Below are 14,199 nucleotides of genomic sequence, written 5' to 3' on the forward strand. Positions count from 1 at the left end.
TATTTTGTAGTTTCACTTCTAAATCTAAAGGCAAAACCAATTGATTCATGTTATAATTTTTAAACATAAGGACCCTTCTTTCCGATATGATTTGGTGTGGTAACTTAATTTTATCAGAAGTGGTCCTTATCTTTTATGAAAGACAATTAAAGCCGGCGGAATTTTACTCATCGTAAAATTCCGCCGGCTTTTTTCGTATCAGAGATGGGTTTTGTCCCAGCCTCGTTTTCGGAGTTATTGCTGGCCGGCGTTGCCGGAATTTCTTGCCTTGCGTGATTCAGCTTGCTGGTTTTGTTGTCTGACTTGTTGAGTGTCTGTTTCGCTGGCAAATTCGGTACCGAATTGGCCTTGGCTTCCAGCAGACTGTGCAGATTGAGCATTTTGCTGTCTCACTTGCTGTGCATTTGTCTCGCTCGCAAATTCAGTGCCGAATTGGCCCTGGCCTGCGGATTGAGCGTTTTGCTGTCTTACTTGTTCAGCATTTGTGCTTGATTGAGATCCTCTTTTAGCCATTGGTTTTCTCACCTCCACGTTAGTTAATGTGTCCAGAGAAGGAGAGAGTTATCCAAACTTTTTATCGGCTTTTTTTAAGATCAATCAGACAAGAATCGAACGGCCACCATCAACGATAATCGTCTGTCCGCGGATCATGGATGCCTCATCTGAGACGAGGAACATAATCGTATTTACGAGGTCCTCGATTTCCACCATGCGTCCGGCTGGTGTATTTTTCCTCGCATCCTCAAGCAGTTCTTCGCGGTTCGGAAAATGCTTCAGTGCTTCCGTATCAATGGCGCCGCCTGACACAGCATTGACAACGATATTTCGTGGGGAAAACTCTACTGCTAAATAACGGGTCAGTGCCTCAACAGCCGCTTTTGAAACACCGACCGTCGTGTAGTTTTCCAAATAACGGATGGATCCGAGAGAACTAAGGCTGACGATTTTTCCACCGCCATTTCTTTCCATCAGCTTTGCTGCCTCTTGGGCGCAGAACAGCAGTGCTTTGGCGTTTATGTTCATTGTCCAATCCCAATGAGACTCCTCAAGCTCCATCGCCGGTCTCAGTACGCCGGAGGCTGCATTGTTGATCAGCACGTCAAGTCTGCCGAATTCCTCGTCGATCTGCCTGAACATGTCTCTCACCTTGGCAACGTCCCCGACATTTGCCTTGATCAGCATTGCCTTTACGCCATGTTTTTCAACCTCTTCAACAGTTTCAAGCGCAGCTTTTTTGCTGCGGGCATAGTTGATAACAATATTATATCCTTCCTTTGCGAGGGCGATTGCAGTTGCTTTTCCGACCCCTCTGCTGCTTCCTGTTACAAGTGCTACTTTCTTTTCCATATAGCTCCACCTTTCTCTTTCATGTTTTCATTGTACCTCTCGCATGTTTTTTGGACAAATGGGTAAAAGAAAACAAACGAACCAATCAGGAGGATAAATAATGAATGGAGGAAGAGACATGACGGAATTGACGATGATGGGGCTGTCGGATTGGACCGATGATGAATTGCGTTTTGCTCACTTTTCTTTCCAGCAAATGACGCCATATCTCAATGAACAAGGAATATCCCTTCAAAAAGAAATTCTGGAAGAGTTGCAAAACCGGGGCGGACTCTGAGTCCGTCCCGGTTTATTATTGATGTGTTTCTTTATAGGCTTGCCAGATTTTTTGATGAGAGACAGGAAAAGCAAAATCCTCCACTTCGTCAGCTTGTACGAATTTTACTGTTTCGCTCTCTTCAACAGACGAAGCGGCTTTGCCGGCATAAGCACTGATCGACCAGGTCAGATGGGAAAAAGCATGATCGACTTGAACGAATGGGCCGCTCTCAAGCTCAACGGCTGTACCAAGATACCCTTCAAGACCTTGCTGCAGGATCTGCCTGCTCCGGATTCCCGGAACACCTTCCTGCACGGTTGGAAATTCCCATAAATTCGCCAGCAGTCCGGTTGGCGGCCGTTTGCAGATAAGGATCCGGCCCTGTGCATCTTCCAACACAGCCGAAAGCCGGTCCTCATGCCTCGTTTTCGTCTTTTTCGTTTTTACCGGCAGTTCATTCTGCACTCCCGCCTCAAAGGCGAGGCAATGCTCACGTACAGGGCAGAGCAAGCAGGCGGGTGTTCCCGGTTTGCAGATGAGCGCTCCGAGCTCCATCAAGCCTTGATTGAAGTCGGAAGGATGCTCGGGGGAAATCAACGCCCGGACCGCTTTCTCAAAAACCTTCCTTGTCGCCGGCCTGGCAATGTCATCATCAAGCAGTAGGATTCTCGAAAGGACACGCATGACATTCCCGTCGACAGCAGGCTCTGGAATGCCGTAGGCGATGCTTAAAACAGCACCGGCCGTATAGGGGCCAACCCCTTTCAAAAGCGCAATTTGCTTCGGATTGTCCGGAACTTTCCCGCCGTAATTCGCCACGACTTCCCTAACCGCTGCTTGCAGGTTCCGCACCCGTGAATAATAGCCAAGCCCTTCCCAAATTTTATGGATTGCCTCCTCGTCTGCTGCAGCGAACGCCTCAAGTGTCGGATATTTTTCAATGAAGCGTTCAAAATAAGGAATCACGGTATCAACCCTTGTTTGCTGAAGCATGATCTCCGACACCCATATTTTGTATGGATCTTTATCTCTTCTCCATGGCAAGTCGCGCTGCTCGGCACGGAACCATTCAATCAAATCCTCGCGGAATGCGGGGATATTCAGTTTTTCCAAGTTTTTCTCCAGGTTCTCTGTCATCATTCAATCTCCCTGATGTTAAAGTTATGGATTTTTTGGGAAACATGTATATAGGAATCCGCTTTTGCTGCAATAATGGATTGCATAACAGCAAAAAAAACCTCATTATGAAAGTATAACATTCTATTCGTTCCAGAAGGAGGTCATACTTTGGATACTGCAACACACGCAGTCATGGGTATAGCGATTGGCGGCTTGGCCACTCTTGATCCCGTTGTTGCGGACTCAGCTGTTACAGCAAACAGCGTACTGGCAGCCGCCATACTCGGTTCGCAGGCCCCTGATATAGATACAGTTCTTAAAATGAGAAACAATGCGATATATATTCGGAATCACCGCGGGTTCACCCATTCGCTTCCGATGGTGCTTACATGGCCCATTTTGGTAGCCGGGTTCGTTTATTTCTTCTTCCCGCAGGCCGATTTGCTGCATTTATGGCTCTGGTCCTTTTTTGCCGTTGCCGTGCATGTGCTCGTCGACATTTTTAACGCATATGGCACACAAGCGCTCCGACCTTTTTCCTATAAGTGGATTGCGATTGGAACGATTAATACGTTCGATCCGATCTTTTTCGGTATTCATGTGATTGGCATTCTTACCTGGCTTTTCGGCGCGAAGCCCGGGCCGACTTTTCTTGTGATGTATATCATTATCGTGTTTTATTATATTTTGCGGGCGCTTATGCAGCGCGCAGTGCGGGCAGCTGTTCGACGCACCATCGCGGATGCGGAAAAGATCATCGTAGCTCCGACAATGAAATTTAATCAATGGCGGCTTGCTGTCACTTCCAAGGAATGTTTTTATGTCGGTCGCGCATACAAGCGGTCGGTCACGATTTTAGATAAGTTTCAGCGGGTGCCGGTACCAAAGACCGCGGCGATTGAAGCAGCGAAGAAGGATGCGAACATTTCCGCGTTTCTCTCTTTTTCTCCGGTATACCGCTGGGAAGTGAAGGAAAACGAGGATTACGTTGAGGTGCGTTTCATCGACCTCCGCTACCGGAGCAATGGTCATTACCCATTTGTGGCAATTGTCCATCTTGATGAGGAACTCAATGTACTTTCCTCTTACACCGGATGGATTTACAGCGAGGAAAAGCTCCGTAAAAAGCTGAAGATTCTTCCTGACTGATTTTCTCCCCTTGTCACATACTACCTGTATACCAAGGCAAGGAGGATACAAAATGCGAAACAAAGCAAAAGGCTTTCCTTATGAAGATGAGCAAAACCTAAACGGACAGCCGCGGGCAAAAGCGGAATTCGCTTCAACACGAGCTGATGGATCGATCAACACCCGTCCTCAGGAAAGAATGAGAGCGAGCGGGGCGCGTGAAAAAGAAAGATAAAGTAAAAATTTTATTCAGTTATGGGTATGAGGGTTTTTGAAGAAACTGAAGAGGGGTCCGGTATTTATGCCGGCCCCCTTTTTTCATTGCTTTAATAGTGAAATTGGCAATGCTTCCTCCCTGCGCGAACCGTTGAGGCGATACCCCCAGGCAAAAACGCCCTTTAGATAATCGATCCTGAAATAGGTGCCCGGGTCGCCCTCCACTGCGTATATTTCTCCCGGCTTGAAATCTGCCGGATCAAGAAGGTAGGCCTTTGCCATCACTTCTTTCCTCTGCAGAACGGCAAACTCATTGACGATGCCGAGTTGCTCCGCTTTCCTTGCTTTCTCCCGAAGCTGGGCAATCTCCGCTTTCAGCTCCGCCTCTGTCATCTGACTGTATCTTTTTGTCATATCCATAAAAAATTGCGCCGCCTTTACATAATTTCTGCTACTCTTCTATTCTTCTTGCTCTTCTTCCTCAAGAAATCGCTCAATGGCATCCACCGTAAAGCCTTTGCGATATAACGCCTGTTTCATCTTTTGCCGGTATTCAAAGCCCTCAAGGCTTTTATACCTTCTCTGGGCTTTTCGCGCTTCAGTGACCAATGACTCCCATTCTTCTCCGTCATCCTTTTCATATTCAATCTCTTCCAGGGCGATCGAAATGATATCGAATGAAAATCCTTTTTGCGAAAGCATCTGCTGGAGTTTCTGTTTCAGCATCTTTTCGGATAGATGGCTGTATTGCCTGACGCCCTTTTCGCCAAGGCTGATGGCATGGGCAAGCTGCTCGTCCGTGGAATAAGTAGAGAGGGCCTCCTCGATGTCGTTTTCCGGCACACCCTTCCCTTTCAATTCCTGCCGGATCGTGCCTGGCCCTTTCTTGCCTCCGTTCATCCCTGTCCGGACGAAGGCACGGGCAAATTCCAGATCATTGGTATAGCCCCGGTCCTGCAGTCTTTGCAGTACTGCGTCAATGACAGGACCCTCCCACTCCTTTTTCCTCAAGTGGTCGATAATCTCCCGCTTCGAGCGCATCCGGAACGATAGGTACTGGATCGCCGCATTGTAGGCTTTGCTGATTTCATCCGCATATTGGATTTGGGTGATATCCAGCTCGGTCAATTCCTTACCTTTTTTCAGCCCATGCTTGATGAATATTTCCTCATCTACACCAAAAGCGAACTTTTCATCAAGATAGATATTATAGCGGTCCGAACGATTTTTCTGTACGGATATTTTCGTAATAATCGCCACTGTCTCACCCTTTTCCATCTTTCTGATACATCCATTTTACCACAAAACCTGAGGGTAAATCGGGTTTGTCCAACCGGATATGCACCGTCTTCCGTATGAGGATTTGAATGAAAGGACAAAGAAATGGTGAAAATAGACTGTATATCCTTAAAGGAGTTGGACTGATGAGCAAAAAAAGGGAAAACGCAGTGAAGCATACACTATCCTCTACCCAGGAAGTCTTATACGCTCACGAGTTTAAAAAAGCGGACAGGGCTGGCGGATATTATGGAAAAGGCAAGAAACAGCGTTGATGCAACCGAGGAGGGATGAACGATGAAAGAAAAAGACAGGAACGAGAAACAAAGGCAGAATCTAGCTGCTTTTGCCTCAAAAACAGATGGCCGGGACATCGAATTTTCTGAAGAGCTTGCGGACCACGATGACAAAGAGGCTCAAGCACGTTCTAAAGCAGCAGATCGCCGGGCCAAGCAGTAAAACGGAGAGGGGCTGCCCTGAACACTGATTGTCCGGGCAGCCCGCTTTTCTTTTGCAGGCAGGTTAAACCATTCCATTTCTTGAGGTATCTATTCTGCTCAGTTCTTTGATACCGGAAGAGCATGAAAAAGTTATTCTTCAGGTGTCTATCCACCGCTTTGATACCGAAAGTTCGCGATAATCTTTTTCTTCACGTGCCTATCACTCCCTTTGATACCGGAAGATCGCCAAAATTCTTTTCTTCAGGTGTCTATCACCTTCTTTGACACGTGAAGAAAACAAAAACCCTTTTCTTCTCGTGTCTATCCACTGCTTTGATACCTAAAGAAAACGCCCCCCTTTCTTCACGTGCCTATCACTCTCTTCGATACCGGAAGATCGACAAAATCCTTTTCTCCAGGTGTCTAACACCTTCTTTGACACCTAAAGAAAACCAAAATCCCTCCCTACAGGTACCTATCCGCCGCTTTGAACATCCATTTCTTCAGGCGCATATACTTTAATGTGTCGGCCATTCACGCCTAAATCCTCTCGTCCCTGCATATGTTTAAGCATCTTTAGGACAGGGGGAGAAAAGATGAGTCATGCCTTGATCCGTTGGGCTGCGGGCTCCGTTTTTATCATTTCAGGGTTGATGAAGCTGCTGAATACAGGGCTGGCCGATTTTTTCATCAATCTCGGACTTCCATTTCCCGGATTCATGCTATATGCAGTTGCCAGTACGGAATTGATTTGCGGCGGTTTGATTATCGCAAACCGTTTTGTGAAGCTTGCGGTCATACCGCTGATCGGAATTATGATTGCCGCTGTAATGATGACGAAGCTTCCGCTTTTGCCTGCCGGACTGCTGGAATTCGCATTTGAATCGAGACTTGATGTGACGATGCTCCTTCTGCTTGCTTGGCTATACAGAGAAGCATAGAGAAAAGTCACATCATTTCAGACAAAATTAGTTTACATCTCCCGCTTTCTTCTCTACAATATCATTAATCTAATTTTGCACTCGGGAAACATTTGAGGGGGAAGGAAAGTTTTGAGCGATAAACATACTAATCCAAGCGCAAACAAAAATTCACTGTCTGCCCAAGCGGTTCTTCGCGGTGAAGTGAAGGGCATCCGCAAAATTTTCCCTTTTCTTGGGCCAGCTTTTATCGCAGCTGTCGCATATATTGACCCGGGGAACTTTGCGACGAATATTACGGCGGGCTCCCAATACGGGTATTTGCTTTTATGGGTGATTGCCGTCTCAAACTTAATGGCCGTGCTGATTCAATCTCTGTCGGCAAAACTCGGTATTGCTACTGGTCATAATCTTCCTGAAATAGCCCGCGAACGGTTTTCCAGAAAGACATCGGTTTTTCTCTGGATCCAAAGTGAACTGGTCATCATCGCTACGGACCTTGCCGAATTTATCGGTGCCGCCCTCGGGCTGTATTTGCTGTTCAATATCCCGATGGTGCCCGCAGCATTGATCACGGCTGTTGGCTCCTTCGCCATTTTGGAAATGCAGCGACGCGGATACCGAACATTCGAAGCGGTCGTTGCTGGCATGGTGATGATTGTCGTCCTCGCCTTCGCATTTCAGACATTCCTGGCAAAACCTGACTGGGGTTCCGTCATGGGCGGTATTCTGATTCCAAGATTCGAAGGGACGAACACGATTCTGCTCGCTGCCGGCATACTCGGTGCAACCGTCATGCCCCATGCGATCTACCTCCACTCCTCGCTGACCCAGCACAGAATCGTAGGCAAAAATGAGGAAGAGAAAAAACGGATTTTCAAATTTGAGTTTGTCGATATCGTCATTGCCATGATCGTTGCCGGTGCCATCAATATGGCGATGCTGATTGTCGCAGCTGCGCTTTTCTTCAAAAATGGCATGTTTGTTGAAGACCTTGATGTCGCTTTTCACGGATTTCATGATCAAATCGGCCCTGCCGCTTCCATCTCATTCGGCCTCGGACTGCTGATTGCCGGCCTGTCCAGTTCGGCTGTCGGCACCTTATCGGGAGATGTCGTCATGCAAGGATTTATCCGCAGGCATATTAACCTTTATCTGCGGAGAGCGGTGACTATGCTGCCGCCGCTTGCGATTATCATTTTTGGGATTAATGCCACAAGCGCACTCGTCATGAGCCAAGTAATCCTTTCATTTGGCATCGCATTTGCACTTATTCCGCTTATCATGTTCACAAGCAGCAGGCGGATCATGGGCGGGCTCGTCAACCATAAACTGACAACGATTGTTGCCTGGGGAGTAGCCGTTCTGGTCATCCTGCTGAACCTATTCCTTCTCTACGAAACTTTGCTGTAAAAAAGAGGCCTTTCCGCAAAACGTGCGGAGGGCCTCTTTCGTTAATAACCTCTATCAAGCGCAAACAGATTCTGGTAACGATCGTTTGTCCTCAGAAGCTGATCATGCGTTCCTCGCAAAGCAATCTTTCCTTCGTCCAGGAAGATGATGTCATCCATCTTTTCCATGCCTGCGAGGTGGTGTGTCACCCAGATTACCGTCTTATCCTTCAGTGAAGTGAAGATCGTCTCAAGCAAATTATGTTCAGTCTCCGGGTCCAGACCAACAGTCGGCTCATCCAATACAACGACGGGTGTGTTCTTCAACAAAATCCGTGCAAGGGCGATCCGCTGCCTTTCTCCGCCGGAAAACCGCTGGCCGGATTCTTCCATCTGCGTATCCGCCCCTTGCGGCAGCGAGTCAATGTATTGGTCGAGCTTGACCTGCTTGATGACCGCATCGATTTCCTCGTCTGTTGCATCCATCCTCCCGAGCCTTATATTATTTCTTACCGTCGTAGCAAATAAATAAGGTTTTTGGTTAAGAATGCCCATCACATCATAAATCCCGTCGCCGAGTGTATCCGGATGTTTGCCGTTAATGAGGATTTCACCTGATTCCGGAACAATTGCCCCCTGCAGCAGCTGCAGCAAGGTGGATTTACCAGCCCCGCTTTTACCGAGCAGCGCGATTTTTTTTCCGTATGGAATCGATAGGCTCATTCCTTTTACAGCAGGTTCTACATTTGTTGCGTAAGAATAGGTCACGCCCCTCACTTCAATCGCCGGACTTTCCGTCTCCAACGTATGCTTTTGCCTGCTTTCAGCCGGCATCTGCCGTCTGATCCTGTCGATTCTTTCAAGTGAATCCGTGTATGCCGGTATTCGATCCACAGCATGCGACAGTGGAATCAACCCTTCCAAGATCGGCAAGGCAACCAGTGTGAAGGCAGCAATATACGTCGGAGCGATTAGTCCATCACCTGCCGCCAAACCAGACCAGATGCCGACCAGGATGACGATGATGCCTGACCAAACCTGCAGGCCGAATGTCCTCGATTGATTCCAGTAGGCAAGTTTCTTTTCGTTTTTCTGTTCAGATCTCGATTCCTCGGAAAACTGATCTATGAACGTCTGCTTTCTTCCGCTGATGATCCAATCAGTCAAGCCGAATAAAGCATCGGTATATTTTCTGTATAAACGGCTTCGCTGCTCCTTTAGTTCAACCTGTCTTTTTTTCAGCAGGTAGAGAGATAGCAGCGGGTAAACAAAAACAATGATGCTTAAGCACAGCGCGATCCAGAGGGCGAATACCCAATCATACATAGCAAGGGCTACAACTGAATACAGAAATAAGAACAATGCTGTAGCAGACGGAAAAATAGTCCGGATGTACACATCCTGAAGATGTTCGATGTCATCTGCAAGTGTGCCAAACAGGTCGCCTGTCTGAAACCGGGAGCGGATGAAAAGAGCTTGCGGCTCAAGCATCCCATACAGTTTCACACGGAGTTTACTCAGGATCTTCAAGACAGCATTATGACCAAGCAGTCTTTCCAGATAACGGGTCACAGCCCGGGAGATACCGAACGTACGGACAGCGACAATTGGAACATAAAGCATCAAGATGTTCTCCGGGCGCTGGGAGGCACGCGTAATCAAGTAGCCTGAAGTGAATGTAAGCATAGATGCGCCAAGAACTGTCAATACGCCGAGCAGAATTGTCGAGATCATCATCCACCGATATTGTTTAAAGTAGGGCCATATATACATCTTGAACAAGCTCATCGTTTCCCACCGCCTTGCTGTGCGCGAATCAGATTCCAATACGCACCCTTTTTGCTTTCAAGCTCTGCACCTGTTCCCATTTCAACAATCCTGCCTTGATCAAGGACAAGAATCAGGTCCATCTCTTTCATCCAGTGAAGCCTGTGCGTAGCGAAAAAGACAAGCTTTTCCTCAAGAAACGGCAAGACCAGCTTTTTAATTTCATGTTCTGTCTCAATATCCAAATGGGCGGTCGGTTCGTCAAAAAGCATAACCGGCCGGGGATTCAATAGAGCACGGGCAAGCGCAATCCGCTGCTCCTCTCCCCCGCTTATGCTGCGTCCCCCCTGCCCAATCCTTTCATCGAGGCCTGCAGGAAAGCGACTGATCAGTTCCGTCAGGCCCGCGAGTTTTGCAGCTTCCGTAATCTTTTCTCTCGTTGCCTCCGGTTCGTAAAAAGCGATATTCTCAGCAACAGTCGCCGAGAAAATATACGGGTGCTGCGGAATATAGGTCACCTGCTCTTGCCAGCCCGGCTGTGCAAAAGCAGATTCCTTGCCATTTATTAAAATTTGCCCGGATTCTGGAACCGTGAAGCCTGACAGCAGGTCGATCAGCGTTGATTTTCCAGCTCCGGATAGGCCGACAATGCCGATCTTTTTTAAACCTGTAACGGAAAAAGTGATGTCCCGGAGCAAATCCCGTTCTTCTTCCGCAGACCGCTTGACCAAGCCGGTAACCGCAAGCGCACTTTCCTCATTCCACGGCTGCATAGTAAGGTTTTTGTTTTGCGGAGCGGCCTCTGTTTCCAGGAGGGCATGAATCTGGTCACTCGCGTCTTTCCCGTCCATAGTCGCATGATAATCATTGCCGAGTTCGCGCACAGGCAGAAAATATTCAGGAGCCAGAATAAGGATGGCAAGTGCCGACTCAAGCCCGATATTCCCATTGATCAGGCGCAGTCCCAATTCTACGGCCACAACCGCCACCGATAGGCTCGAAAAGAAATCAAGCGAAAAAGTCGAAAGAAAGGCAACACGAAGCGACCGATTCGTTGCGATCCGGTATTTTTCGCTGACGGTTTCAATTGCATCCTTGTGTCCCTTGCTCCGACCCAAATATTTCAATGTGACAAGACCGCGGAGAGAATCAACGAAATGCCTAGAAAGCAATCGATATGTCTCCCACTGGGCATCTGCCTGCTTTTGCGCAGCAAAGCCAAGCAAAATAAGAAAAACAATCATTACCGGCATCACGATTGCAAGGATGACGCCAGAGGAGGTATCCGTAATAAAAATATAGAGGAGCAAAATTGCAGGTATCGCAAAGGACGCTGCTGCCCGCGGAATAAACAGCTCCAAGTATTTTCTGAACTTCGGTACCCCCTCAAGCGCTAGTGATACTAAATTCCCTGTTCCATGGCTGCCGATCACCCTTGGGCCAAGTGAGAATACTTTCTCGACAAGCTCGTCTTGAAGCCGGGCCGACGTCTCATCGGCAAACCGGTACGCAATCCTCTCTTTGCACCATTGCAAAAAGTGGCGCACAACAAATGCTGCGAAAAAAATGGCAAACGCCGAAAGGACTGCTGACCAAGCAGTCCCTTCCACCATGTTCACAATTGCTTTTGATAAATACAGCGCCTGGAAAATGATCGCGGCTGCCTGAAGCACAGTCATAAATCCGATCAGTAATAAAGCCTTTCTGCTTCCCGGGTAGCGTAAAAGATGTTTGTCCATCATCAGTATTCCATATGCTCCTTATGTGATACTCGTTTGCGGAAAATATAGTAGCTCCATATTGTATAAGCAAGCACGATCGGTATCATGATCGCTGCAACGATTGTCATGAGTTTCAAAGAGTATTCCCCTGACGAGGCATTGTAAACCGTCAAATTATTCGCCGCCTCCGTTGAGCTGATCATGACGTTCGGAAACAGGGTAATGAAAAACGATGACATAATGATAATCAGTATCAAGCCTGTCGCAGCAAAACTGAACCCTTCCTTCCCTTTACGGAGCAGCGGGAACAGCAGCAGATACAAAATGATCGACACTCCATACATCGGCAGCAGAATTTCCCCTTTTGCCGAAAAAGCATCTGTATAGACTGCAGTCAATACCGTAAAAAGAACAACAACTATACCGGTAGCGATATAGACCTTCAAAGCCGCTTTCCGTGCCCGCTCCCGCAAATCGCCTTCCGTCTTCAATGAAATGAACATCAAGCCATGCAAGTAGGAAAGCAGGACAAAAGCGATACCGCCAAGCACAGTATACACATTGACGATGTCCGTAAAGCCGGCATGCATGTTCATATCTCCGTCAATCGGAAGCCCTTTGATCAAACTTGTAAACAGGACGCCCAGCAAGAACGGAGGGAGAATACTGCCAAGCAGAATGGACCAGTCCCATGTTTTCGTCCATGCAGGAGTGTTTACTTTTCCCCTGAACTCGAAGGCAACCCCTCTTGCGATCAAAGCGAGAAGCAGGACGACAAACGGGATATAATAGCCGCTGAATAGTGTCGCATACCAATGCGGGAAGGCGGCAAACATGGCACCGCCTGCCGTGATCAGCCACACTTCATTGGCATCCCAGAAGGGGCCGATCGTGTTGATCAGCACCCTTTTTTCAATATCATTGCGCGCAAGGAACTTCGTGCTCATCCCAACGCCGAAATCGAATCCCTCCAGGAAAACAAAACCGACAAACAGGACGCCTACCAAAACAAACCATAATTCACTGAGCTGCATGTTTCATTCCTCCTGTTCCAAAAGGATCTGTTGCAGAAACATCCTCTTTTGGCTTTTCGTGCGGCCCCTGTTTGATTACACGGACAAACAGGTACACCATCGCAACAGCAAGCAAAGTATAAATGAGCGAGAAGGAGATCAGCGAGAAGAGGATCTGTCCGGCGCTAACGTTAGGGGAGACCCCGTCCGCTGTTCTCATTAATCCGTTTACTACCCAAGGCTGGCGTCCCATCTCAGACATGATCCAGCCAAAAGAGTTGCCGATGAACGGCAAGAATATCGCAAATACGAGCAGCTTGAGATAAAGAGCGCTCGCTGTTATTTTTTTCCTCCACATCAGGAATAGGCCAAGAGCGCTGAGTACAATCAGCACGCCACCCGTTCCCGCCATGATCCGGAAGCTCCAGAACGTTGTTTTTACCGGCGGGATGTAGTTTCCAGGTCCGTGGATAGCCTCCATTTTTTTCTGAAGGGTGTCCATCCCTTCGACTTTTCCATGGAATTGACCATAAGCAAGGTAACTGAGCAAATATGGAACTTCAATTCTTGAAGTACTTTTGTGATTTTCAGTGTCGATATTCGCAATAACGGTCCATGCTGCCGGATCGCCGCTATCTTCCCACAGCGCTTCAGCCGCAGCCATTTTCATTGGCTGTGCGCCCATCAGATAGGTTGCTTGGGCATGGCCTGAAAAGGCAAGACCGAGACCCGCTGCCAAGCCAACGACGAGTGAAACGGTCATAGAACGTTTGTAGAAATCGATATCTTTCTTTCTCAGAAGGCCCCATGCACTGACCCCTATAATGAAAAAGGCACCTGTTGCAAAACTTCCGGCAATTGTATGCGGGAAAGCAACCCACAGTTTCGGATTTGTCAGGAGAGCTACGATATCAGTCATCTCCGCACGGCCGTTCCGGATTACATAACCGACCGGATTTTGCATGAACGAGTTTGCTGCCAGAATCCAAAATGCTGAAAGGATGGTTCCGATGGAAACGAGCCAGATGCTCGCGAGATGCAGTTTCTTCGGTATCCGATCCCAGCCAAAGATCCAAAGGCCAATAAAAGTCGACTCCATAAAGAAAGCAAGCAGTGCCTCAATCGCAAGCGGCGCCCCAAATACGTCTCCAACGAACCGGGAATAGGCCGACCAATTCATTCCGAATTGGAATTCCTGGATGATTCCTGTTACAACGCCGACAGCGAAGTTGATGAGGAAAAAGGTACCCCAGAATTTCGTCATCTTTTTATAGATGTCATCTTTTTTAATCAAATACATTGTCTGCATAATCGCTATGATGAAAGCCAGGCCGATCGATAACGGTACGAAAATAAAGTGAAACAGCGTTGTCGATGCGAACTGGATACGGGACAAGATAACCTCTTCCATATTACATCCTCCTAGTTCGTGAAATAGTGAGCAATACTCCTTCTATTCTATACCAAAAGGACCGGAAAGTTTGTGAAATATGTTACAAATTTTCGATAGAAGATAGGCGGCTTTTTTACATGAAATTTTTACCTGTAACGGTGTAACAAATTTTCCATTGACAATAAGAAAAACGACTGAAAAAGGCGT

General features: G+C 47.6%; 16 protein-coding genes. 7 read left to right on the forward strand and 9 right to left on the reverse strand.

Features of this window, described 5'->3' with window-relative positions:
- Positions 1–234: 234 nt before the first annotated feature.
- Positions 235–513, reverse strand: a complete 279-nt coding sequence (locus AC0TWI_RS09410) for a gamma-type small acid-soluble spore protein (protein ID WP_488126093.1) — start codon at positions 511–513, stop codon at positions 235–237.
- An 84-nt stretch (positions 514–597) separates the two neighbouring features.
- Positions 598–1,347, reverse strand: coding sequence for an enoyl-[acyl-carrier-protein] reductase FabL (gene fabL, locus AC0TWI_RS09415; protein ID WP_488126094.1), 750 nt, complete (start codon positions 1,345–1,347; stop codon positions 598–600).
- A 100-nt stretch (positions 1,348–1,447) separates the two neighbouring features.
- Between fabL and AC0TWI_RS09420 the strand changes: the two genes are divergently transcribed.
- On the forward strand, positions 1,448–1,624 hold the full coding sequence (locus AC0TWI_RS09420; RefSeq protein WP_488126095.1) for a hypothetical protein: 177 nt from the start codon (positions 1,448–1,450) through the stop codon (positions 1,622–1,624).
- Positions 1,625–1,639: 15 nt separating this feature from the next.
- Here the strand turns inward: AC0TWI_RS09420 and mutY are convergent, their stop codons facing one another.
- The gene (mutY, locus tag AC0TWI_RS09425) at positions 1,640–2,743 is read right to left on the reverse strand and encodes an A/G-specific adenine glycosylase (RefSeq protein ID WP_488126096.1); all 1,104 of its coding nucleotides are present in this window, start codon (positions 2,741–2,743) and stop codon (positions 1,640–1,642) included.
- Between the two features lie 150 nt (positions 2,744–2,893).
- Here mutY and AC0TWI_RS09430 point away from each other — a divergent pair, with 150 nt between their 5' ends.
- Together AC0TWI_RS09430 and AC0TWI_RS09435 are read left to right on the forward strand one after the other, a co-directional pair.
- On the forward strand, positions 2,894–3,874 hold the full coding sequence (locus AC0TWI_RS09430; protein WP_488126097.1) for a metal-dependent hydrolase: 981 nt from the start codon (positions 2,894–2,896) through the stop codon (positions 3,872–3,874).
- Positions 3,875–3,926: 52 nt separating this feature from the next.
- Positions 3,927–4,088, forward strand: a complete 162-nt coding sequence (locus tag AC0TWI_RS09435) for a small, acid-soluble spore protein K (RefSeq protein WP_488126098.1) — start codon at positions 3,927–3,929, stop codon at positions 4,086–4,088.
- An 83-nt stretch (positions 4,089–4,171) separates the two neighbouring features.
- Here AC0TWI_RS09435 and AC0TWI_RS09440 read toward each other — a convergent pair whose 3' ends face one another.
- Both AC0TWI_RS09440 and recX read right to left on the reverse strand, forming a co-directional pair.
- Positions 4,172–4,483, reverse strand: a complete 312-nt coding sequence (locus AC0TWI_RS09440) for a YfhH family protein (protein ID WP_488126133.1) — start codon at positions 4,481–4,483, stop codon at positions 4,172–4,174.
- 45 nt (positions 4,484–4,528) lie between these two features.
- Positions 4,529–5,347, reverse strand: a complete 819-nt coding sequence (gene recX, locus AC0TWI_RS09445; protein WP_488126099.1) for a recombination regulator RecX — start codon at positions 5,345–5,347, stop codon at positions 4,529–4,531.
- 146 nt (positions 5,348–5,493) lie between these two features.
- Here recX and AC0TWI_RS09450 point away from each other — a divergent pair, with 146 nt between their 5' ends.
- The 4 genes from AC0TWI_RS09450 (at position 5,494) to AC0TWI_RS09465 (ending at position 8,120) form a co-directional block, all read left to right on the forward strand.
- Positions 5,494–5,622 carry a YfhE family protein gene (locus AC0TWI_RS09450; protein WP_488126100.1) on the forward strand — a complete coding sequence of 43 codons (129 nt, stop codon included), beginning with the start codon at positions 5,494–5,496 and terminating at the stop codon, positions 5,620–5,622.
- A gap of 22 nt (positions 5,623–5,644) precedes the next feature.
- Positions 5,645–5,806 (forward strand): YfhD family protein, encoded by a 162-nt coding sequence (locus AC0TWI_RS09455; protein ID WP_488126101.1) that lies wholly within the window; start codon positions 5,645–5,647, stop codon positions 5,804–5,806.
- Positions 5,807–6,383: 577 nt separating this feature from the next.
- On the forward strand, positions 6,384–6,728 hold the full coding sequence (locus tag AC0TWI_RS09460) for a DoxX family protein (RefSeq protein WP_488126102.1): 345 nt from the start codon (positions 6,384–6,386) through the stop codon (positions 6,726–6,728).
- A 111-nt stretch (positions 6,729–6,839) separates the two neighbouring features.
- A complete protein-coding gene (locus AC0TWI_RS09465) occupies positions 6,840–8,120 on the forward strand; it encodes an Nramp family divalent metal transporter (protein WP_488126103.1) in 1,281 nt (426 codons plus the stop codon).
- Positions 8,121–8,161: 41 nt separating this feature from the next.
- Here AC0TWI_RS09465 and cydC read toward each other — a convergent pair whose 3' ends face one another.
- The 4 genes from cydC to AC0TWI_RS09485 are packed head-to-tail and all read right to left on the reverse strand — an operon-like array spanning position 8,162 to position 14,010.
- Positions 8,162–9,886, reverse strand: coding sequence for a thiol reductant ABC exporter subunit CydC (gene cydC, locus AC0TWI_RS09470; RefSeq protein ID WP_488126104.1), 1,725 nt, complete (start codon positions 9,884–9,886; stop codon positions 8,162–8,164).
- Positions 9,883–11,604 carry a thiol reductant ABC exporter subunit CydD gene (cydD, locus tag AC0TWI_RS09475; protein ID WP_488126105.1) on the reverse strand — a complete coding sequence of 574 codons (1,722 nt, stop codon included), beginning with the start codon at positions 11,602–11,604 and terminating at the stop codon, positions 9,883–9,885. Before cydD ends, cydC begins: the two co-directional genes overlap by 4 nt.
- Positions 11,605–11,606: 2 nt before the next feature.
- Complete coding sequence (gene cydB / locus AC0TWI_RS09480; RefSeq protein ID WP_488126106.1) at positions 11,607–12,620, reverse strand: cytochrome d ubiquinol oxidase subunit II; 1,014 nt, start codon at positions 12,618–12,620, stop codon at positions 11,607–11,609.
- A complete protein-coding gene (locus AC0TWI_RS09485; protein WP_488126107.1) occupies positions 12,607–14,010 on the reverse strand; it encodes a cytochrome ubiquinol oxidase subunit I in 1,404 nt (467 codons plus the stop codon). The genes cydB and AC0TWI_RS09485 overlap by 14 nt, the downstream gene beginning before the upstream one ends.
- Between the last annotated feature and the right edge of the window lie 189 nt (positions 14,011–14,199).

This window comes from Lederbergia sp. B243.17, from assembly GCF_057657925.1.

Excerpts from the sequence above, each read along its gene's own strand:
- AC0TWI_RS09440 (WP_488126133.1), bottom strand. The coding sequence starts at position 4,483 with ATGACAAAAAGATACAGTCAGATGACAGAGGCGGAGCTGAAAGCGGAG.
- cydD (WP_488126105.1), bottom strand. The coding sequence starts at position 11,604 with ATGGACAAACATCTTTTACGCTACCCGGGAAGCAGAAAGGCTTTATTA.
- recX (WP_488126099.1), bottom strand. The coding sequence starts at position 5,347 with ATGGAAAAGGGTGAGACAGTGGCGATTATTACGAAAATATCCGTACAG.
- AC0TWI_RS09455 (WP_488126101.1), top strand. The coding sequence starts at position 5,645 with ATGAAAGAAAAAGACAGGAACGAGAAACAAAGGCAGAATCTAGCTGCT.
- AC0TWI_RS09485 (WP_488126107.1), bottom strand. The coding sequence starts at position 14,010 with ATGGAAGAGGTTATCTTGTCCCGTATCCAGTTCGCATCGACAACGCTG.
- AC0TWI_RS09450 (WP_488126100.1), top strand. The coding sequence starts at position 5,494 with ATGAGCAAAAAAAGGGAAAACGCAGTGAAGCATACACTATCCTCTACC.
- AC0TWI_RS09460 (WP_488126102.1), top strand. The coding sequence starts at position 6,384 with ATGAGTCATGCCTTGATCCGTTGGGCTGCGGGCTCCGTTTTTATCATT.
- AC0TWI_RS09420 (WP_488126095.1), top strand. The coding sequence starts at position 1,448 with ATGAATGGAGGAAGAGACATGACGGAATTGACGATGATGGGGCTGTCG.
- AC0TWI_RS09435 (WP_488126098.1), top strand. The coding sequence starts at position 3,927 with ATGCGAAACAAAGCAAAAGGCTTTCCTTATGAAGATGAGCAAAACCTA.
- mutY (WP_488126096.1), bottom strand. The coding sequence starts at position 2,743 with ATGACAGAGAACCTGGAGAAAAACTTGGAAAAACTGAATATCCCCGCA.
- cydB (WP_488126106.1), bottom strand. The coding sequence starts at position 12,620 with ATGCAGCTCAGTGAATTATGGTTTGTTTTGGTAGGCGTCCTGTTTGTC.
- cydC (WP_488126104.1), bottom strand. The coding sequence starts at position 9,886 with ATGAGCTTGTTCAAGATGTATATATGGCCCTACTTTAAACAATATCGG.
- fabL (WP_488126094.1), bottom strand. The coding sequence starts at position 1,347 with ATGGAAAAGAAAGTAGCACTTGTAACAGGAAGCAGCAGAGGGGTCGGA.
- AC0TWI_RS09410 (WP_488126093.1), bottom strand. The coding sequence starts at position 513 with ATGGCTAAAAGAGGATCTCAATCAAGCACAAATGCTGAACAAGTAAGA.